Source organism: Bradyrhizobium sp. ORS 86 (assembly GCF_045571475.1).
Taxonomy (GTDB): domain Bacteria; phylum Pseudomonadota; class Alphaproteobacteria; order Rhizobiales; family Xanthobacteraceae; genus Bradyrhizobium.
Map to the genome: position 1 here is coordinate 4,358,159 of NZ_CP120699.1, position 17,433 is coordinate 4,375,591.

Annotated in this window: 23 protein-coding genes; 8 read left to right on the top strand and 15 right to left on the bottom strand. The window is 63.6% G+C overall.

Annotated features, from left to right (window positions below):
• Positions 1-142 precede the first annotated feature (142 nt).
• Positions 143-820 carry a nitroreductase gene (locus P6U25_RS20325; protein WP_407146536.1) on the bottom strand — a complete coding sequence of 226 codons (678 nt, stop codon included), beginning with the start codon at positions 818-820 and terminating at the stop codon, positions 143-145.
• A 151-nt stretch (positions 821-971) separates the two neighbouring features.
• On the opposite strand from P6U25_RS20325, the gene P6U25_RS20330 reads away from it, so the two are divergent.
• On the top strand, positions 972-1,220 hold the full coding sequence (locus P6U25_RS20330) for a hypothetical protein (protein ID WP_407146537.1): 249 nt from the start codon (positions 972-974) through the stop codon (positions 1,218-1,220).
• 126 nt (positions 1,221-1,346) lie between these two features.
• Here P6U25_RS20330 and P6U25_RS20335 read toward each other — a convergent pair whose 3' ends face one another.
• The 3 genes from P6U25_RS20335 to P6U25_RS20345 form a co-directional block, all read right to left on the bottom strand.
• A complete protein-coding gene (locus P6U25_RS20335) occupies positions 1,347-1,592 on the bottom strand; it encodes a PilZ domain-containing protein (RefSeq protein ID WP_407152562.1) in 246 nt (81 codons plus the stop codon).
• Between the two features lie 111 nt (positions 1,593-1,703).
• Positions 1,704-2,579 carry an MBL fold metallo-hydrolase gene (locus P6U25_RS20340; RefSeq protein WP_407146538.1) on the bottom strand — a complete coding sequence of 292 codons (876 nt, stop codon included), beginning with the start codon at positions 2,577-2,579 and terminating at the stop codon, positions 1,704-1,706.
• Between the two features lie 192 nt (positions 2,580-2,771).
• Positions 2,772-4,394 (bottom strand): ABC-F family ATP-binding cassette domain-containing protein, encoded by a 1,623-nt coding sequence (locus P6U25_RS20345; protein ID WP_407146539.1) that lies wholly within the window; start codon positions 4,392-4,394, stop codon positions 2,772-2,774.
• Between the two features lie 162 nt (positions 4,395-4,556).
• Between P6U25_RS20345 and P6U25_RS20350 the strand changes: the two genes are divergently transcribed.
• The gene (locus P6U25_RS20350; RefSeq protein WP_407146540.1) at positions 4,557-5,000 is read left to right on the top strand and encodes a DMT family transporter; all 444 of its coding nucleotides are present in this window, start codon (positions 4,557-4,559) and stop codon (positions 4,998-5,000) included.
• 43 nt (positions 5,001-5,043) lie between these two features.
• Here P6U25_RS20350 and P6U25_RS20355 read toward each other — a convergent pair whose 3' ends face one another.
• The 4 genes from P6U25_RS20355 to P6U25_RS20370 form a co-directional block, all read right to left on the bottom strand.
• The gene (locus P6U25_RS20355) at positions 5,044-5,193 is read right to left on the bottom strand and encodes a hypothetical protein (protein WP_016843021.1); all 150 of its coding nucleotides are present in this window, start codon (positions 5,191-5,193) and stop codon (positions 5,044-5,046) included.
• Positions 5,194-5,258: 65 nt separating this feature from the next.
• Positions 5,259-6,077 carry a tetratricopeptide repeat protein gene (locus tag P6U25_RS20360; protein WP_407146541.1) on the bottom strand — a complete coding sequence of 273 codons (819 nt, stop codon included), beginning with the start codon at positions 6,075-6,077 and terminating at the stop codon, positions 5,259-5,261.
• A 32-nt stretch (positions 6,078-6,109) separates the two neighbouring features.
• On the bottom strand, positions 6,110-6,478 hold the full coding sequence (locus P6U25_RS20365; RefSeq protein WP_407146542.1) for a substrate-binding domain-containing protein: 369 nt from the start codon (positions 6,476-6,478) through the stop codon (positions 6,110-6,112).
• A 244-nt stretch (positions 6,479-6,722) separates the two neighbouring features.
• Positions 6,723-7,757 (bottom strand): glutamine synthetase beta-grasp domain-containing protein, encoded by a 1,035-nt coding sequence (locus P6U25_RS20370; RefSeq protein ID WP_407146543.1) that lies wholly within the window; start codon positions 7,755-7,757, stop codon positions 6,723-6,725.
• A gap of 541 nt (positions 7,758-8,298) precedes the next feature.
• Between P6U25_RS20370 and P6U25_RS20375 the strand changes: the two genes are divergently transcribed.
• Together P6U25_RS20375 and P6U25_RS20380 are read left to right on the top strand one after the other, a co-directional pair.
• Positions 8,299-8,499 (top strand): DUF2735 domain-containing protein, encoded by a 201-nt coding sequence (locus P6U25_RS20375; protein WP_407146544.1) that lies wholly within the window; start codon positions 8,299-8,301, stop codon positions 8,497-8,499.
• 247 nt (positions 8,500-8,746) lie between these two features.
• Positions 8,747-9,490 carry a tyrosine-protein phosphatase gene (locus P6U25_RS20380; protein WP_407146545.1) on the top strand — a complete coding sequence of 248 codons (744 nt, stop codon included), beginning with the start codon at positions 8,747-8,749 and terminating at the stop codon, positions 9,488-9,490.
• Positions 9,491-9,503: 13 nt separating this feature from the next.
• Here the strand turns inward: P6U25_RS20380 and P6U25_RS20385 are convergent, their stop codons facing one another.
• Entirely contained in the window at positions 9,504-9,701 is a 198-nt protein-coding gene (locus P6U25_RS20385) for a hypothetical protein (RefSeq protein WP_407146546.1), read from the bottom strand.
• A 104-nt stretch (positions 9,702-9,805) separates the two neighbouring features.
• Entirely contained in the window at positions 9,806-10,444 is a 639-nt protein-coding gene (locus P6U25_RS20390; RefSeq protein ID WP_407146547.1) for an SGNH/GDSL hydrolase family protein, read from the bottom strand.
• 184 nt (positions 10,445-10,628) lie between these two features.
• Between P6U25_RS20390 and fabG the strand changes: the two genes are divergently transcribed.
• Complete coding sequence (fabG, locus tag P6U25_RS20395) at positions 10,629-11,309, top strand: 3-oxoacyl-ACP reductase FabG (RefSeq protein ID WP_407146548.1); 681 nt, start codon at positions 10,629-10,631, stop codon at positions 11,307-11,309.
• 43 nt (positions 11,310-11,352) lie between these two features.
• On the opposite strand, the gene P6U25_RS20400 is transcribed toward fabG, so the two are convergent.
• Positions 11,353-11,697 carry a hypothetical protein gene (locus tag P6U25_RS20400; protein ID WP_407146549.1) on the bottom strand — a complete coding sequence of 115 codons (345 nt, stop codon included), beginning with the start codon at positions 11,695-11,697 and terminating at the stop codon, positions 11,353-11,355.
• A gap of 141 nt (positions 11,698-11,838) precedes the next feature.
• Between P6U25_RS20400 and P6U25_RS20405 the strand changes: the two genes are divergently transcribed.
• Both P6U25_RS20405 and P6U25_RS20410 read left to right on the top strand, forming a co-directional pair.
• Positions 11,839-12,525 carry a DUF2161 domain-containing phosphodiesterase gene (locus tag P6U25_RS20405; protein WP_407146550.1) on the top strand — a complete coding sequence of 229 codons (687 nt, stop codon included), beginning with the start codon at positions 11,839-11,841 and terminating at the stop codon, positions 12,523-12,525.
• Between the two features lie 173 nt (positions 12,526-12,698).
• Entirely contained in the window at positions 12,699-13,007 is a 309-nt protein-coding gene (locus P6U25_RS20410) for a hypothetical protein (RefSeq protein WP_407146551.1), read from the top strand.
• Between the two features lie 80 nt (positions 13,008-13,087).
• Here P6U25_RS20410 and P6U25_RS20415 read toward each other — a convergent pair whose 3' ends face one another.
• The gene (locus P6U25_RS20415; protein WP_407146552.1) at positions 13,088-13,711 is read right to left on the bottom strand and encodes a GNAT family N-acetyltransferase; all 624 of its coding nucleotides are present in this window, start codon (positions 13,709-13,711) and stop codon (positions 13,088-13,090) included.
• A 145-nt stretch (positions 13,712-13,856) separates the two neighbouring features.
• Positions 13,857-14,255 carry a PaaI family thioesterase gene (locus P6U25_RS20420; RefSeq protein WP_407146553.1) on the bottom strand — a complete coding sequence of 133 codons (399 nt, stop codon included), beginning with the start codon at positions 14,253-14,255 and terminating at the stop codon, positions 13,857-13,859.
• Between the two features lie 181 nt (positions 14,256-14,436).
• Here P6U25_RS20420 and P6U25_RS20425 point away from each other — a divergent pair, with 181 nt between their 5' ends.
• Positions 14,437-15,225 (top strand): cobalamin-binding protein, encoded by a 789-nt coding sequence (locus P6U25_RS20425; RefSeq protein ID WP_407146554.1) that lies wholly within the window; start codon positions 14,437-14,439, stop codon positions 15,223-15,225.
• A gap of 97 nt (positions 15,226-15,322) precedes the next feature.
• Here the strand turns inward: P6U25_RS20425 and P6U25_RS20430 are convergent, their stop codons facing one another.
• The gene (locus P6U25_RS20430) at positions 15,323-16,600 is read right to left on the bottom strand and encodes an ArgE/DapE family deacylase (protein ID WP_407146555.1); all 1,278 of its coding nucleotides are present in this window, start codon (positions 16,598-16,600) and stop codon (positions 15,323-15,325) included.
• A gap of 54 nt (positions 16,601-16,654) precedes the next feature.
• Positions 16,655-17,380: a pyridoxamine 5'-phosphate oxidase family protein gene (locus P6U25_RS20435; RefSeq protein WP_407146556.1), complete on the bottom strand. Its 726-nt coding sequence runs from the start codon at positions 17,378-17,380 to the stop codon at positions 16,655-16,657.
• Positions 17,381-17,433: the final 53 nt, after the last annotated feature.

A 17,433-nucleotide genomic window follows, 5' to 3' on the forward strand; every position in this document is an offset into this window, starting at 1 on the left:
ACGGAATTCAATATCCCGCGGCGTGGTCAACGATCGCGCAATTGCGCCGGCCGCGCATCGAGCAAATGAGAGTGAAGCACAAGCTTGTTCGTCAACGCGAGGAGTGAACCGACCGGCCTGTCATATCGACTGCGGGCCACGCTCAGTCGGCAAAGCCGACGTAGTGGACGAAGCTGCTGTTGGCCTCACGATCGGATCGCACTGCGTTGGCGGCAAAGCCGTCATCGGGATAGCCCATCGCGACGCAGGTCATGATCACCTGGTCCTCCGGGATGTTGGCGACCTCCCGCACGATGTCGGAGCGCATGATGCCCTGGCCGTTGATCACGCTGCCGAGCCCGCGGTCCCAGGCCGCCAGCACGATGCCGTAGCAGAGCGCGCCGAGATCGAAATGGCAGACCGCGCCGGGATCCAGGATCCGGTCATAGGTCAGCACCAGCGAGACCGGTGCGTCGAACTGGCGGAAGCCGCGCAGCACCCAATCCTGCCGCATCGGCTTGTCGTCGCGGGCGATCCCCATCGCGCCGAACAGCTTCTTGGCGATATCGACCTGCCGATGGCGGTGGACGCCCTGGTACTCGCCATGGCTGACGATATCGCGCTTCGGCTTCGCACCGGCGCTCATCTCCTCCATGTTGCGGCGCCGAACTTCCTCCAGGGGAGCCCCGGTGAGGACATGGACGTGCCAGGGCTGAGTGTTCATCGAGGACGGCGCGCGCTTGGCCACCTCGATGATCTCCTCAACAGTCGCCCGAGAGACCGGCTGCTTCTTGAATCCGCGCACGCTTTTGCGTGTCTGTACCAGCGTCTCGAACTCCATTCCGCGCTTCCTCCATTCTTGTTCCCGCCGAAGGCGAGAATTTTCTGCCGGCGGTTAGGTATTTTATCGTCAAAATCGGTTGGGGGAACTTGATCGGCCCAAGATTCCGATATCCAATCCGGCCACTGGTACGGTTTAGGGAGAAACCCAGATGAAGCGGATTTTCTTGGCTGCCCTGATTGCGACCTTCGCCGCCGGCGCGGCGTTTGCGCAGGACGCCTCCTGCGAAACCAAGGCGGTCGGCAAGGACGGCAAGCCGCTGGCCGGCGCGGCAAAAACATCCTTCATGAAAAAGTGCACGCATGACGCCTGCGAGACGAAGGCGGTCGGTTCGGACGGCAAGAAGCTCGCCGGCGCGGCCAAGAACTCGTTCATGAAGAAGTGCGAAAGCGGCGCCTGAGCCCTTCGTCCGCCTGCCCTCCGGTATCGTCGCTTGACACCACCTTCGGGCCGCGCTCCCCGCGGCCCGGGGAACGAAAGTCGGTGGCCATCATCTTGCAGATGGCTTCGCCCTCAAATGCGCAAGTCAGAACGAAACGCCGACACGCAGCCCCTTGCTCCAGACACGCCGGCAACGTTTCCTGATATTGCCATGAACCATCTCGAAACGCTCTGGCAATGGCAGCGCACGCGGCAACTCGATACACGCGCCGCCAGCCGAATAGTCCACCAGCCTGCACTCGATCAGCGGCGCCTTCGGTTCAAGCAAAAGCTTGACCGAATTGGGCACGCGACCTGTCGGACGAACACGCGCAAACCGCCGGGGATGCATCACCGTTGCCTCTGCTAGATCGAGCAAGAGTCCTCGGCGGCCGTTAAGAATCCGTTCCGATGCATGGTTACGGAGCAGATCGAAGTGCGAAAATGCAAGGCCCGGACGGGTCTACTCGCGCTTGAAACGGTATTCGAAACGCTCGCCGTCTGCCTTGATCAAGCCGACCGTTGGCGCTGGGAAATGGATCGGCAGGATCAGCGTGTCAGTCTCGGCCACTGACGCGAAGAATTTCCGCCGCGAGACCGCCGATTGCTTCGGGTCCCAATCGGGCTTCGCCGACCAGTCCGGCTCGCGGCACTGGATCGCGTGGTGCATCAGGTCGCCGGCGACCACGGCGCGCTGTCCTTTCGAGAAGATGTTGACACAGCAATGACAGGGCGAATGGCCTGGTGTCGGCGTCAGCGTGACGGTGTCGTCGAGCGCATAGTCGTCGTCGACCAGGAGCGCCTGCCCGGCCTCGACGATCGGCAAGCAGTTGTCGCGAAACACCGTGCCAGGCGGGTTGGCACCCTTGGCATGTTCGGCCTCCCAGGCCGCATATTCGCGCTTGTGGAAGATGTACTTTGCGTTGGGGAAGGTCGGCACCCAACGACCGTCGCGCAGGGTCGTGTTCCAGCCGGTGTGGTCGATATGGAGATGGGTGCAGAACACGTAGTCGATCTGCTCGTAGGAGATGCCGAGCGCGAACAGCTCGTTGCGCCAGCGCGCCTTGCCCGGGAAATCGAACGGCGGCGGATGTCCCTTGTCCTCGCCGGTGCAGGTGTCGACCAGAATCGTGTAGCGCGGTGTGCGCACCACGAAGGTCTGGTAGGTGATCATCATCATGCCGCGTGCAGCGTCGAACACCTCGGGCTCCATCGTCCGCAGATGATGCTTGAACACGGCATCGTCATAGGCCGGGAAGAAATCCTGCGGCCGCCGCCAGGGTCCCTCGCGCTCGATCACCGCATCGATCGTGATGTCGCCGATTCTGATCTGTCTCATGGCCGTTCCGCTCCCGCTCTTTTTGCGAAGCGTAGCTGTTGGCAACGAGCCTCACAAGCCATCGTGCTGGTGCAACTACCCACCCGCGTGATTGGGGCGGCAGCGGAGCGGTGGACAAGGGAGATTTCGGCGAACGGGGAGAGTGACCCGGATTTCGCTTCGCTGCATCCGGGCTACAGGATCATGCTGCGACTAGCTCCGCAGCCCCGGTGCTTCCTGGCCGGTGCGCGCGACGTATTCGGTGTAGCCGCCGCCATATTGGTGGATGCCGTCCGGCGTCAGCTCCAGCACGCGGTTCGACAGCGCGGCGAGGAAGTGCCGGTCGTGGGAGACGAACAGCATCGTGCCCTCGAACTCGCTGAGCGCGTTGATCAGCATCTCCTTGGTGGCGAGATCGAGATGGTTGGTCGGCTCGTCCAGCACCAGAAAGTTCGGCGGGTCGAACAGCATCTTGGCCATCACGAGCCGCGCCTTCTCGCCGCCCGAGAGCACCCGGCACTTCTTCTCCACATCGTCGCCGGAAAAGCCGAAGCACCCGGCGAGCGCGCGCAAAGACCCCTGCCCGGCCTGCGGAAAGGCGTCCTCCAGCGACTGGAACACGGTGCGCTCGCCGTCGAGCAGATCCATCGCGTGCTGAGCGAAATAGCCCATCTTGACGCTGCCGCCGATCGTCACCGCGCCGTCATCGGGCTCGGTCGTACCCGCCACCAGCTTGAGCAGCGTCGACTTGCCGGCGCCGTTGACGCCCATCACGCACCAGCGCTCCTTGCGCCGGATCATGAAGTCGAGCCCGTCATAGATGCGCTTGCTGCCATAGCCCTTGTGAACGCTCTTCAGGCTCGCGACATCCTCGCCGGAGCGCGGCGCGGGCTGGAATTCGAACGCCACGGTCTGCCGCCGTCGCGGCGGCTCGACGCGCTCGATCTTGTCGAGCTTCTTCACCCGGCTCTGCACCTGAGCTGCATGCGACGCACGGGCCTTGAAGCGCTCGATGAACTTGATCTCCTTGGCGAGCATCGCCTGCTGCCGCTCGAACTGCGCCTGCTGCTGCTTGTCGGCGAGCGCGCGCTGCTGCTCGTAGAACTCGTAATTGCCGGAATAGGTCGTGAGCTGGCCGCCGTCGATCTCGACCACCTTGTTGATGATGCGGTTGATGAACTCGCGGTCGTGCGAGGTCATCAGCAGCGCGCCCTCGTAGCCCTTCAGGAACTGCTCGAGCCAGATCAGGCTTTCGAGATCGAGATGGTTGCTCGGCTCGTCGAGCAGCATCACGTCCGGCCGCATCAAGAGGATGCGCGCCAGCGCCACCCGCATCTTCCAGCCGCCGGAAAGCTTGCCGACGTCGCCGTCCATCATCTCCTGGCTGAAGCCCAGGCCCGCCAGCGCCTCGCGCGCCCGGCCGTCGAGCGCATAGCCGTCGAGTTCCTCGAACCGGTGCTGCACCTCGCCGTAGCGCGCGATGATGTCGTCCATCTCATCGGCCTTATAGGGATCGGCCATCGCGGCCTCGAGCTCGCGCAGCTCGGCCGCGACCACGCTGACCGGCCCTGCCCCATCCATCACCTCGGCGACCGCGCTGCGGCCGGACATCTCGCCGACATCCTGGCTGAAATAGCCGATCGAAATGCCGCGATCGACCGAGACCTGGCCCTCATCGGGCAGTTCCTGGCCTGAGATCATCCGGAACAGCGTGGTCTTGCCGGCGCCGTTCGGGCCGACAAGCCCGATCTTCTCGCCCTTCTGGAGCGCGGCCGAGGCTTCAATGAACAGGATCTGGTGGCCGACTTGCTTTGAGACGTTATCGAGGCGGATCATGCAAACTTTGGGGGGAAACGGGAGCTTGCGGCCTCATAGTCGATCTGGACGGCGGGTGAAAGGGTATTCCCCGCGTTTAGCGCAATGCCCACACGCATAGCGGTCATTTGCCAATCAGGCGAGACCGGGAATACTGCAGCGATCAGTGTTTTGGGGCATTACATGCAAGCCTGGTTTCTCTATCTGCTCGCACTCTGCGCGGGCATCAGCGTGTCGGTTCAGCAGGTCCTCAACGGCAATCTGCGTTCCGCCTTGAACTCGCCCGCCTGGGCCGGGCTCGTCTCCTATCTCGGCGGTCTGCTGACGATGGTGATCGTGCTGCTGGTGCTGCGCGAGCCGGTGCCGTCACTCAAGCTCGTGACGGCGACGCCATGGTGGGCCTGGAGCGGCGGCTTCCTCGGCGGCGTGTTTATCCTGCTGGTGATCCTGTTGTTGCCTTCGCTCGGAGCGGCGACCTTGCTTGCGCTCGTCGTCGCCGGTCAGATGCTCGCGGGCATCGTGATGGATCATTTCGGCGTCTTCGGACTTCCGCCCCATCCTGTGTCGGTTTCGCGATTGATCGGCATAGCGCTCGTGATCGGCGGCGTCCTTCTGATCAAGGATTGAGACCGCCACCTTCCGCCCTGCGCCAAGGGGCGGGAACGCGACGTCAGTGCCGCTTGAAATACTGCACGTCGCGCTCGTGCTTTTCCGCGGCCGCGCGCGACTTGAAGGTGCCGAGATTGCGGCGCTTGCCGGTCTTCGGATTGACCTTCCGGGAATAGAGCCGGTACTCGCCGGACCGTAGCTTGCGGATCATGACATGCCCTCGCCAGCGTTTTGCTTGACGTCAACGACGATGTCGCGGCGAACGTTCCAAGCCGGCTAGAAACAGAGGTTGGTCACCGCGTTGCCGAGCTTGTCCTTGATCACATAGGGACAGCGGGCGCGCTCCAGCGCCTTCTTCGCATCCTCGTCGCCGAGCGCGGCGGCACGCTCGTAATACGCCTTCGCCGCATCCGTATCCTTCGGTCCGCCGCGACCGGCTGCGACGAACGCCCCCATCCGCTCCAGCGCGCCCGGGTGGTTCTGCGCGGCCGCCTTTTCGAACAATGCCCGCGCGGCGATGTCGTCCTGCGCGCCGCCCTTGCCGTCCGCCAGCATCATACCGAGCTGATACTGCGCCTCGGCGTTGGTCTCCGCAGACCTGGCGAGCAGTTCGCGCGCCCGCGCCGGATCGGAAGCCGCGTTGCCGCCGAGCGCGGCAAGATTGCTGACGCCACGCGCATTGCCGGCCTGCGCTGCGCGCTCGAACAGCTTGCGCGCCTGTGCTTCATCCTTCCCCACGCCTGTGCCGGTGCCGTAGAGTACGCCAAGCTCCACCATCGCCGACGTCGAGCCCTTGTCGGCGGCCTTGCGCCAGGCTGCGGCCGCTTCCGTCGCCTGCCGGTTGGCGGCATGGGCGCGGCCGAGCTCGTACATCGCGCGGCGCGAGGATCTTGCCGCAATCGCGCAATATTTGATCGCGGTCGTAATATCCGACGCCGCGATCTCAGGGACGCCCTTGATGTCGGCCGGCTTGTCGGGATCGGAGGGGTCGGCAGCAACGCGGTCGCAGAGCACGAGATCGGCCGATTGCGCATGGGCAAGCGCCGGCGCCGTCAGGACCACGGCGACGATGATCGCATGGAGTCGTTTGAGCATGCGCGGCAGGTTGCGTCGCCGGGCCGGCAAATTCAAGGCTCGAGCCCGGTCTCGCGCAACACCGGCCAAACCGCCGTGGATGCAAGATGGTGCAGCAAATGATCGGCGGCATCGACCTTCCGCGAAGCCGTCATGCGCCCGGCCGAGAACACCGCCGGCGCTTGTAGGTCCAACGGGAGCGGACCGACAACCTCGATCCCGCCGATCTGCTTCAGCTCGCTGATCTGCTGGATCGCAACGTCGGCCTCGCCGGTGACGAGCTTTTCGGCGATGAAGCCCGCGGGGGAATGATCACCACGCGCGCGTTGATCGCCTCCGTGATGCCGAGCCGCGCGATCAACTGTGCGAGCAGGGCACCGCTGGCGCCGAGCCGCGAATACGCCACGGCCCCGCGCCTCCAACTGGGTCGCGCGCGGCGCGGCTTCGCTTCCGATGTCGGGATGGCATTCCCCACCCTCATCGCGAGGCCGACATAGGCCGCAGCCAACACGCAGCCGCTGTTTAACGTGGATAGCCGCGTGGCGAAATCAGTGTCCACGTGACAACCGCGCAGAAGCGGCGTCACCAAACGCAAAGGTCCGCCAGGGTATCCCCTGGCGGACCGGATTGCGGTATCGGATACTTCCATCCGCTTCCGAGATCGACTTAGGCCGCAGCCTTCGCGCCAGTCGGAACCTCGGAGATGGTCTTGAGGATCTGCGACGCGATCTGGTAGGGGTCGCCCTGGGAGTTCGGACGGCGGTCTTCCAGATAGCCCTTGTAGCCATTGTTGACGAAGGAGTGCGGCACGCGGATCGAGGCGCCGCGATCAGCCACGCCGTAGCTGAACTTGTTCCAGGGTGCGGTCTCGTGCTTGCCGGTCAGACGCTTGTCGTTGTCCGGCCCGTACACGGCGATGTGGTCCATGAGGTTCTTCTCAAAGGCCGCCATCAGCTTCTCGAAATACTCCTTGCCGCCGACTTCGCGCATGTACTTGGTCGAGAAGTTGGCGTGCATGCCCGAGCCGTTCCAGTCGGTGTCGCCGAGCGGCTTGCAGTGGAATTCGATGTCGATGCCGTAGCTCTCGGTGAGGCGCAGCATCAGGTAGCGGGCCATCCACATCTGGTCGGCAGCGGTCTTGGAGCCCTTGCCGAAGATCTGGAATTCCCACTGGCCCTTCGCCACTTCGGCATTGATGCCTTCGTGGTTGATGCCGGCGGCGAGGCAGAGGTTGAGATGCTCCTCGACGATCTTCCGGGCAACGCTGCCGACGTTCTTGTAGCCGACGCCGGTGTAGTACGGGCCCTGCGGCGCCGGATAGCCGGACTCCGGGAAGCCGAGCGGACGGCCGTCCTTGTAGAAGAAATACTCCTGCTCGAAGCCGAACCAGGCGCCATCGTCATCCAGGATGGTGGCGCGCTTGTTGGATGGATGCGGCGTCTTGCCATCGGGCATCATGACTTCGCACATCACCAGCACGCCGTTCTCGCGCGCGCCATCGGGATAGCAGGCGACCGGCTTCAGCACGCAGTCAGAGCTGTGGCCTTCAGCCTGCTGGGTGGACGAGCCGTCGAAGCCCCAGAGCGGGAGCTGTTCGAGGGTGGGAAACGACGCGAATTCCTTGATCTGCGTCTTGCCGCGCAGACTCGGCGTCGGCGTATATCCGTCGAGCCAGATATACTCGAGCTTGTACTTGGTCATTGAGCCTCTCTGTTGATGATGCAAAACCGTGAGGAACCGAAAGCCAGTCGGTCGCTGCACAGCTACCCGGCCACCATCGGCCGGTTCCTGTTAAGCAATTAAAGTGCCAGTCGCTGCACCGCGGCACCTGTCCTTCTTGCGGGTATCCACAGCGCAGATGACATTTTTTTCTGCGACATAGCGGCGCGGCTGCCATGCGCTCCAGACGATCAGAATCCGCTTTTTGGAGCCCATAGCCGCCCGATTCTCCAGCAAATCGGGCCAAGCGCCCCTGCGAGATTAAAGCTGCGGCAGGTTCTGATGACATTTGGCAGCTACCGGGCTGGACCCGGGCGACCCGGTGCTCCGCTTAGGCATTGGTCAGCCGCATCCTGCCTTATCGAGTGCAAACCGGAATGTGCTCATTAATTGAGCAGACCATGATTATTTCTTGGTCATCTTGCGGCCGGCCGGGGCTCGGCCAATATCGAAAAACAGGTAACCACGCGCGAAGGAGTCGGGCGCACCATGGAGGCTCGCGTCCCGATCGAGGAGGTTTGCGATGATGAATTCGGGGTTAAATCAGGGATCTGCCAAGATCTATCAATTCCCGGCCGGTGGTCGCGCGGCTCTCGGTGGACGCCGGTACGGCGAGGTCCGGACATCGCTCGAACGCGCCACACAAGTCGAAACCGCCATGTGCAGCGACAGTTGGTATCACCAGGCGGCGATCGACGACGACAAGCCGGGTCGTGATCACTGATGCCGGCACGACAGAGAGGCGTAACGCCGAAGCATCGACAAGCGTCAGAGCAATAAGAAGGGTCGGAACCAGGCGTTTCGGCCCTTCTTATGCCCGCACCACAACCATGATGAATGCGGATCCCGGCCCCGACCACGCCACGACGAACTGCGCTCGCGGGAATGCAGTCCCGCCAGAAGTCATATTCTCCCCCCGACATGGCGGCTATAGAGCAACGCGGAGACCCATCCGCTGCAAAGGCCTGCCGATGCCACAAACCCACGCCCGTCACCTCAATCTCGCCGGCGCCAGCAATTTTCGCGACCTCGGCGGCTACCGGACACACGACGGGCGGACGGTGCGCTGGCGACAGATCTTTCGCTCCAACCATCTTGCGCATCTGACCGTGCAGGACATCGCCGTGGTGCGCAGCCTTGGCGTGAGAAGCGCGTTCGATTTTCGCGGCGTCGCCGAGCGCGCCGAAGCGCTATGCGGCATGGCCGACATCACTGTGCATTCGCTGCCTGTCGAGCCGACCGTCGTCGCGACCCTGCGCGCGATCGCAGCGAACCGACAACTCTCGAGCGCGGACGCCTTCGAGGTGATGCGGGACTCCTATCGCGGCTATGTGCAGGACAACACGGTGCGCTATCGCGCGCTGTTCGCCCATCTGATCGAGGATCGCGCTCCGCTCGTCATCCACTGTACCGCCGGCAAGGACCGGACCGGCTTTGCCTGCGCACTGATCCTGCACGCGCTCGGCGTGCCGAACGATGTGATCGCAGACGACTATCTCCTGACCAATAAGTTCTACAAACGCGATCCGTCGGCGAGCACCGAGCTTCCCGACGAGGTCAGGCAGGTGCTCGGCACCGTGCAGCAGCCGTTCCTGAATGCAGCGTTCGAGGCGATCGATGCCGACTACGGCAGCCTCGACGGCTATTTCCGCGATGGCCTCGGGCTCGGGGCGGCCGAGCGCAAGGCGCTCGAGGGCCTCTATCTCATGGGCTGAGCGATCGAAGCGCTCAGGCCGCGGCCTCGAGTTCGGCATCGAGATCGGCGATCACGTCCTCGAACGCCGAGATCGCCTGCTGGATCGCCGCGATCTGCATCAGTTCCCAGTTGCTCAGCGGACTCTTGCGATTCTGCAATGCGACCACGAGTTCGCGCCGCTGCTCCTTAAGCTGAACGAGCGGTAAACCGTGATCCGGAAGATTTCCCATAGCTGATCCCCTGCCTTGGTCGGTCTCCGCTTTTACGGACAGGGTTCTGCGATCGACTTACGGAACTGCGGCAAATTTTAGCGAACCGGCCGTCCCCCGTAGTCTTACGTAATCGCCTCCGGCGCCAGCGCCTCATCGATCGCACCGAACAGCGCCTGCGTCACGCAGTTGGTTGCCCATTCGCTGGTGTGAAGATGCTCCGGCGCTCCGTCGTCGAGCTCGGAAAGCGGAATCCCGTCGTCGACCCACCGCTTCATCAGCGCGAAGCGACGGAACAAGTTCACCCGCTTGCTTGTGGTGACGTCGGCAATCATCGGCATGATCGTGTTGGCGAGGGTGAGCGCGCCTGATGTCCCGATGATGGCCTCGGTATATTGTGAATCCATCACCACGACATCGAGCGGAAGTGGTGCAAGCACATTGAGCCCCGCCTCGAGCGCGGCTTTCACCTCGGCAGGATTGTAGCTCTTGTAGACGGCATTGGTGCCGATCTGCCAGATCACCAGCACCGGCGCTTCGGCAACGACATCGGACTCGATGCGGGAAAATTCCTCGGGCGCTTCCTGCCCGCCGATCCCGCGGTTGATCACGTCGATCATGCGGCCGAAGAAACGTTGCCGCAGCAGCATTTCGAGCCGCGGCGGGAACGGCAAAATGCCGCCGGCGCCGGCCGTCGAGGACGAACCAAGCGCCACCACCTTGATCTTGCGCTGGCTCCTCAGAGCATCTGCGAAATGCGGCAATCGACGATTCAAGTTGATGATATCGGGATGAGTTTCACATGGCCGTGGCGCGGGCATCGCAAACATCCTTTGCGTGAATGAATTAATGAATACGCGCAGTAGGACGCGGAAATCGCGGCATTGCAAATGAAATTCGCCTGATCATAGTGGGTGCCATCTGCTTTTTGCCTGTACGGAGACCGTCATGAACGGAAAAGCCATCGTCATCACCGGCGCACTCGGCGCGCTTGGCAAGGTGGTCGCCGAAGAAGCGCTCGCGCGCGGTGCGCGCGTCGCCGGTATCGATCATGCAGCCTCGCAGCTTGCGGCGACGCCCGACCGTATCGAGCTCGGCAACGTCGATCTCACTGACGCGGCGCAAGCCAAGGCGGCAATCGACAAGGCAGCGGCGCATTTCGGCCAGCTCGATGCGCTGATCAACATCGCCGGAGGCTTCACCTTCGAGACGATCGCTGACGGCGATCCCAAGACCTGGCAGCGCATGTACGCGATGAATGTGATGACGGCCTTGAACACATCGCAGGCGGCGATCCCGTATCTCGTCAAGGCGCGGGCCGGCCGCATCATCAATATCGGCGCGCTCGGCGCCTTGCAGGCGGCGTCCGGCATGGGCCCCTACGCCGCCTCGAAGGCCGGCGTGCACCGCCTGACGGAGTCGCTTGCCGCCGAGCTCAAGGGCAAGGTCACGGTCAACGCGGTGCTGCCCTCGATCATCGATACCGCGGCCAATCGCGCCGCCATGCCCAAGGCCGACGTTTCCAAATGGGTGACGCCAAAGGAGCTCGCCGACGTCATCCTGTTCCTTGCCAGCGACGTCGCGAGCGCCGTCACCGGCGCGTTGCTGCCGGTCAACGGACGGGTCTAGAGCACTGTCGCACCGGCGTACGGCGCAGCCTGCCGAACCACGATCAGTCCGGGATCAGGAGACGCAGCTTCGACTTGAAGCGGATGCTCTGCTTGCCGGCGAGCGCGATGCCGTCACCTTCGGCGGTCTCGTCGGTATAGGTGCCGGTGAACCCGATGGTCACGACCTTGCGCTCCCACACCGGGCGCTCGCCATAGGTCGGCGAGTGTTCCTGGTTGGTGACCTCGCCCTTCCACTTGCCATTGGCGGCGGTGTAGCTGCCATAGGCAAAAAAGAACGAGTCGCCGCCGCGCATCTGGCCGTCACGCAGCACCATGACGCCCTGATTGCCGCCTTGAACGCCGTCGAGGAATTCGACGGTGATGTGATAAAGCCCGTTCCGGATCATTGAACTGGTCGCGCCTTGTCCCGCCGGCAACCATAGCCGCCCCGGTCCCCCATCGGCAAATCCCGTTCGCGTCGGCAGCCCCGATTCCGGGCTATGCTGCAGCGATGAGTCGCGGCCAGGAGCGCCGCCGGAGCCTTTCCGTTGGAAACCGCGCTATATCTGCCCGTCAAACGCTTCCTCGAAAAGCTCGGCTTCACGGTCAAGGGCGAGATCGGCGGCTGCGATCTCGTGGCGCTCAGCGGCGACGATCCGCCGGTTGTCGTGATCGGAGAGCTCAAGCTCGCCTTCAACCTCGAACTGATCCTGCAGGCAGTCGATCGCGCCGGCGCTGCGGATGAGGTCTGGATCGCTGCGAAGATTTCCGCCCGCGGCAAAGGCCGTGAGAGCGATGCGCGCTATCGCAACCTGTGCCGGCGGCTCGGCTTCGGCATGCTCGGCGTCACCAGTAGCGGCGACGTGGAGGTGCTGGTGAAGCCGCCGACCGCCGCCCCTCGCCGCGATCCGAAGAAGCGCTCGCGCCTGGTCGCCGAGCACCAGAAGCGCAAGGGCGATCCTGTGATGGGCGGCTCGACCCGTGCGCCGATCATGACAGCCTATCGGCAGCAGGCGCTTGCCTGCGCCTCGGCGCTGTCGGAAGGACCACGGCGCGTGCGTGATCTGAGAACCGACATTCCCGATGCCGGTAAGATCCTGCTGCATAATGTCTATGGCTGGTTCGACCGCGCCGAGCGCGGCATCTATGTTTTGACTGACGCCGGCCGCGCCGCGCTGAAGCGCTGGCCGCAGCAGCCGGTGGACCTTGCAGGTGCGACGGGAGCATCGTCGTAGAAGAGGAGATCGCGTGATAGCGCTGACAGTCCGGCCACGATCTCAACCGAACTTTCTCGCGCTCACAAGATTGAGAGACTCTGGTTGCATGGCTGGATTGCCATCTCACTTTCATATTGCAATGCAACATAGGGCCACCTACGTATCTCCCGCGATTCAAACATGAGGCGGCGATGAGCGGAGACTGGAACACCAAGTATGGCACCCGACGCGTGCGGCACGATCCGCCGACGCTGGAGGAAGCGATCTTCGCGGCCATGGGCATCACCGACGATCTCGAGGCCCAGGCCGAAATCGCCTCAGCCCTGATGGGCCTGCCCTATGATGACGTGCTGGCCGAGGTGAAGAAGACGGCGCGCGTCAGCGCCCGCACCGGCACCGCGACCCGGGTGATCGCCGGCGAACAGGGCGCCCAGCGCTCTGTCGTGGTCGAGCGCCGCGTCGTCCGGCGCTTCGCGACCGACAAGCGCACCGGCACCTGAAAAGCCAATCTGATTGCTGAAAACAAAAGGGCAATTCGCTGAGCGAATTGCCCTTTTTACTGCTGCTTCCGACTACGTGCTCAGGCCGCCCGGCCCCAACCGGACATCTGCATCACCATCCGCCAATAGGCGCGGTTCATGTCGACGATCGCGCGCGCGGCCTCGACCGGGGTCACCATCGCAGGTGTAGGCACCGGCTCGGCCTGGCCGTGTTCGCTGAGGTCGATGCTGCCGGTGGATTCGCCGTGGCGGAAGGTGAGCTGCGCACCGAACTTGGTGGCGAGCGCCCGCATGGCGTCGTTCTGTGCGCCGGTGGTGATGCGCAAATTGGTGTAACCCTTGGCGTGGGCTTCCGCGATCAGCTTGCGAAACAGGATGCTGCCGACACCCTTGCGGCGCATCGACCGCTCGACGCTGAAGGCGATCTCGGGCTGGGCGTCCGGTGACTGCTCCGGCGGATGCAATTCGGCTGCTCCGCGCACGACGCCATCCTCGAAATAGGCGATGATGACGGTGCCATCGTTGGCACACCGCTCGGCGTACCGACGGATGAAATTGTCGTCGATGAAGCCATGAAAGCGATCATGACGGCTGGTTCGATCCAGTCTCAGGAGATGATCGCGCAGCAGAGGCAGCTCCTCCTGCTGGCTCAGCGTTCCTACGGTGCCTTTGGCCAGCGCCGAGCTGATCGAATCATCGTTCATTTCATAACTCCTCTTGGTGGCCCTCGAGGAGGCGTTGAGTCCCTAGCAGGTCCTATATTGTGCGACGCACCATATAATTCAAGTCGCTGGATTCACTTAATTGACACACCTTTGAATTCGTTCCGGAATATCCGCCAAATCCTTATCATAATACCATCTGCGTCTGTGTGACAACAGCCACCAGCTTGCCATCCTCGGTCTCGAGCCGGGTCTGCCAGACCTGCGTCCGCCGTCCCCGGTGAACCGGCGTTGCCGTGGCAATCACGGTGGCCCCCTCCTCGGCACCGCCGATGAAATTGGTCTTGCTCTCGAGCGTCGTAGTACCCTTGGCGTCCTCGGGCAGGTTGATCACGGTTGCCGCCGCACCGACCGAGTCCGCAAATGCCATCACCGCGCCGCCATGGATGGTGTGATTGAGGGTGCAGAGCTCCGGACGCACGACCATCCTGGCGACCACGCGATCCTTGTCGGCCTCGGTGAAGGTGACGCCCTTCAGTTCCGCGAACGGCATCTTCATTGACTGGATCTTTTCGAGCAGGGTCATCAAGTCCTCCGGTTTTTTCTCTGGGCGTCATACGCGGGGCCCGCGTATCCATCGTTGCTCGCAAGGAGTTCCCGGCATGATGGATTGCCGGGCCGAGTCCGGCAATGACGTCGGAGGTAATGGAGCAGATGACGTCACGGCCGCAGTGACAATCGCGGGCGAGTCTGCCTAGCCTTAAGCAATGCGCGACTTCCCTCCCCGCCGGATCGTTTGCCTGACCGAAGAGACGGTCGAGACGCTGTACCTGCTCGGCGAGCAGGACCGGATCGTCGGCGTCTCCGGCTATGCGGTGCGGCCACCGCAGGTCCGCCGCGAGAAGCCGCGCGTCTCGGCCTTCATCTCCGCCGACATTCCGAAGATCCTGGCGCTCGCGCCCGATCTCGTGCTCGCCTTCTCCGACCTGCAGGCCGACATCGTCGCGGAGCTCATCCGCGCCGGCGTCGCGGTCCACGTCTTCAACCAGCGTGACCTCGCCGGCATCCTTGCGATGATCCGCAGCCTGGGCGCGATGGTCGGCGCCGCCGACCGCGCCGAGCAGCTCGCGACCGATCTCGCGCGGCGGCTTGCTGCGATCGCGGCAAGGCCGCGCCCCGCTCCGCGGCCGAAGGTCTATTTCGAGGAATGGGACGATCCGCTGATCAGCGGCATCGGCTGGGTGTCCGAGCTGGTCGAGATTGCCGGCGGGGCGGACGTGCTGCCGCATCTGCGCGCGCACAAGGCGGCGCGCGAGCGCATCGTCGCGCCGGACTCCGTGCGCGAGGCGATGCCCGACGTGATCCTGGCGTCGTGGTGCGGCAAGAAGGTCGTGCCCGACCGCATCCGCAAACGACCCGGCTGGGGCGACATCCCGGCGGTGCGCAATGGTCGCATCGTCGAGATCAAGTCGACGATCATTTTGCAGCCGGGACCGGCGGCGCTGACGGACGGACTGGACGCGATCGTCAAGGCGTTGTGGTCGACGAACGCGTAGGTGGGCAAAGCGCAAGCGTGCCCACCATCACGAGCACGACGTCGATGGGTGGGCACGGCGCGTCCGCGCCTTTGCCCACCCTACGCGATCAACGCAATCACGCTTTCTCCACCCCGCACCATTCCGTGACGAACAGCGCGATGGCCTTGGTGGTCTTCCGCAGCGACTCCAGGTCGACATATTCGTTGAAGCCGTGCATCGCCGCGCCGCTGGCGCCGAAGCAAAGGCTCGGGATGTTGTAGTTCAGCCCGTAGAAGCGCGTGTCCGTCAGCGCGGTGAAGGCACGATCTTCCACCGCGCCGCCGTAGACGGCCTGATACGCCCTCGCGAAAGCAGCCTCCGGCGCTGCGGAATTGGTCAGCTCGTAGCCTTCCGACAGAAATCCCGACCATTCGACCTGCGGCGGATTGTTGGAGAGGAAGCGGTGGTCGCGCGCCGCGGCGGCGACGCAGGCGAGGATCTCCTTTTGGCACTCTGATATCGACCAGCCCGGCAGCACCGCGATCCGGCAATCCACGTCGCACCAGGCCGGAACGCTGGAGGCCCAGTCGCCGCCCTTGATGATCCCCGGATTGAAGTTGATCGGATGATTGACGTCCTTGAAGTGGCGATCGGCCTTGGCGCGCTCGTTCCAGGCGATCTCGAGTTTCTCCAATGCGTGGACCAGATGATACGCCGCCATGATCGCGTTCGAGCCCGCGCCGGCCTCGAACACGTGCACCGGGAAGCCACGCACCTTCAGGCGAAACCAGATCACGCCGACCTGCGAGCGGATCATCTTGCCGCTGGTCGGCTCCGGGATGAAGCAGGCATCGGCGCGATAGCCGCGCTGCAGGGTCGAGAGTGCGCCGACGCCGGTGCTCTCCTCCTCGATCACGGACTGGAAGTGAATCCGCGCCGTCGGCTTGAGCCCGGCCTTGGCGATCGCATCCAGCGCATAGAGCGCGGCGATCGTGCCCGACTTCATGTCGCAGGCGCCGCGGCCGTACATCTTGCCGTCCTTGATGACCGGCGAAAACGGCGGCGTCTCCCACATATCGAGCGGACCGGTCGGCACCACGTCGCAGTGCCCCTGCAGGATCAGCGATTTGCCGGCATTGGTAGCCGGACGGTAGGTGCCGACCACGGTGCGTGCCTTGGAGAAATCATGCTCGATCGGGCCGAATCCGCGCAGATCCCTGAGATCGTCGAGATTGATGTGCCAGTCGTCGACCTCATAGCCACGCTCGCGCAGGAGATCGCCGATCATGTCCTGGCATGGGCCCTCGGCGCCGCGCGTCGAAGGGATCGACACGAAATCCTCGGTCGTCGCGAGCTGCTCATCGAACCCTTCGTCAACGGCATCGAGGACTCGTTGTCGCGTATCGGCAGTCATGCAGCAGCTCCATCGGGGATATTGGAAAGGCGGGAGCGCCACCGTAACCCGATTTCAGCCGGCCGGGTATTCCGCAAAATAGGCATCCCGCAATGCATCCTCGAGCAGACGGCCTTCTGAATAGCCGTCGAGCGTCGCAGGCCGCGTCACGCCGTCGAGCAGCCGCGGGCACGGCTCGGGCGCACCGAGCACGGTGCGCACCGGGATGCGCTCGGCATAGATCGGCAATTCGTAATCGTCATCGTCGTCGGCGACGCCCTTGGCGCGAACCTTGGCCGATGCCTCCTCGATCTCCATTGCAATGAACGAGGTCGCCTTGATCTCCTGCGTGCTGCTCGGCCTCAAGGTCGCGGTGCGACCAGGAAAGAAGCGGTCGACCATCGCGACGATCGCGCGCTGCTTCTCTTCCGGGTCGGTGACGAGATAGGCAGTACCGAACGCCATCACCGCGCGATAGTCGGCCGAATGGTTGAAGCCGCAGCGCGCTAGCACGAGGCTCTCGAGATGCGCGACCGTCAAGCAGACCTTCTGCCCTTCCGCCTGGTGCTCCAGCATCCGGCTCGCGCTCGAGCCGTGCCAGTAGAGCCTGGTGCCCTCGCGCCAGAAGAAAGTCGGCGTGCAATAGGGCTGGCCGTCGATCACATAGGACACGTGGCACAGCATCGAGGCGTCCAGGATCCGGTGCACGGTCGCATGATCATAGAAGCCGCGATCGTGGCGGCGCTTCACCCGGTTGCGGGACGACAGCGGGTAGGACGGAGTGGATGCGCCTTCGGTCACGGCAATGCCTCGCGAAAATTTGGAATCTGACGGCAGTTGTAGCGGCCCATTTG

What these genes read in the sequence shown, in the direction of transcription:
- P6U25_RS20325 (WP_407146536.1), bottom strand. Translation starts at nt 820, where the DNA reads ATGGAGTTCGAGACGCTGGTACAGACACGCAAAAGCGTGCGCGGATTC.
- P6U25_RS20330 (WP_407146537.1), top strand. Translation starts at nt 972, where the DNA reads ATGAAGCGGATTTTCTTGGCTGCCCTGATTGCGACCTTCGCCGCCGGC.
- P6U25_RS20335 (WP_407152562.1), bottom strand. Translation starts at nt 1,592, where the DNA reads ATGCATCCCCGGCGGTTTGCGCGTGTTCGTCCGACAGGTCGCGTGCCC.
- P6U25_RS20340 (WP_407146538.1), bottom strand. Translation starts at nt 2,579, where the DNA reads ATGAGACAGATCAGAATCGGCGACATCACGATCGATGCGGTGATCGAG.
- P6U25_RS20345 (WP_407146539.1), bottom strand. Translation starts at nt 4,394, where the DNA reads ATGATCCGCCTCGATAACGTCTCAAAGCAAGTCGGCCACCAGATCCTG.
- P6U25_RS20350 (WP_407146540.1), top strand. Translation starts at nt 4,557, where the DNA reads ATGCAAGCCTGGTTTCTCTATCTGCTCGCACTCTGCGCGGGCATCAGC.
- P6U25_RS20355 (WP_016843021.1), bottom strand. Translation starts at nt 5,193, where the DNA reads ATGATCCGCAAGCTACGGTCCGGCGAGTACCGGCTCTATTCCCGGAAG.
- P6U25_RS20360 (WP_407146541.1), bottom strand. Translation starts at nt 6,077, where the DNA reads ATGCTCAAACGACTCCATGCGATCATCGTCGCCGTGGTCCTGACGGCG.
- P6U25_RS20370 (WP_407146543.1), bottom strand. Translation starts at nt 7,757, where the DNA reads ATGACCAAGTACAAGCTCGAGTATATCTGGCTCGACGGATATACGCCG.
- P6U25_RS20375 (WP_407146544.1), top strand. Translation starts at nt 8,299, where the DNA reads ATGATGAATTCGGGGTTAAATCAGGGATCTGCCAAGATCTATCAATTC.
- P6U25_RS20380 (WP_407146545.1), top strand. Translation starts at nt 8,747, where the DNA reads ATGCCACAAACCCACGCCCGTCACCTCAATCTCGCCGGCGCCAGCAAT.
- P6U25_RS20385 (WP_407146546.1), bottom strand. Translation starts at nt 9,701, where the DNA reads ATGGGAAATCTTCCGGATCACGGTTTACCGCTCGTTCAGCTTAAGGAG.
- fabG (WP_407146548.1), top strand. Translation starts at nt 10,629, where the DNA reads ATGAACGGAAAAGCCATCGTCATCACCGGCGCACTCGGCGCGCTTGGC.
- P6U25_RS20400 (WP_407146549.1), bottom strand. Translation starts at nt 11,697, where the DNA reads ATGATCCGGAACGGGCTTTATCACATCACCGTCGAATTCCTCGACGGC.
- P6U25_RS20410 (WP_407146551.1), top strand. Translation starts at nt 12,699, where the DNA reads ATGAGCGGAGACTGGAACACCAAGTATGGCACCCGACGCGTGCGGCAC.
- P6U25_RS20415 (WP_407146552.1), bottom strand. Translation starts at nt 13,711, where the DNA reads ATGAACGATGATTCGATCAGCTCGGCGCTGGCCAAAGGCACCGTAGGA.
- P6U25_RS20420 (WP_407146553.1), bottom strand. Translation starts at nt 14,255, where the DNA reads ATGACCCTGCTCGAAAAGATCCAGTCAATGAAGATGCCGTTCGCGGAA.
- P6U25_RS20425 (WP_407146554.1), top strand. Translation starts at nt 14,437, where the DNA reads ATGCGCGACTTCCCTCCCCGCCGGATCGTTTGCCTGACCGAAGAGACG.
- P6U25_RS20430 (WP_407146555.1), bottom strand. Translation starts at nt 16,600, where the DNA reads ATGACTGCCGATACGCGACAACGAGTCCTCGATGCCGTTGACGAAGGG.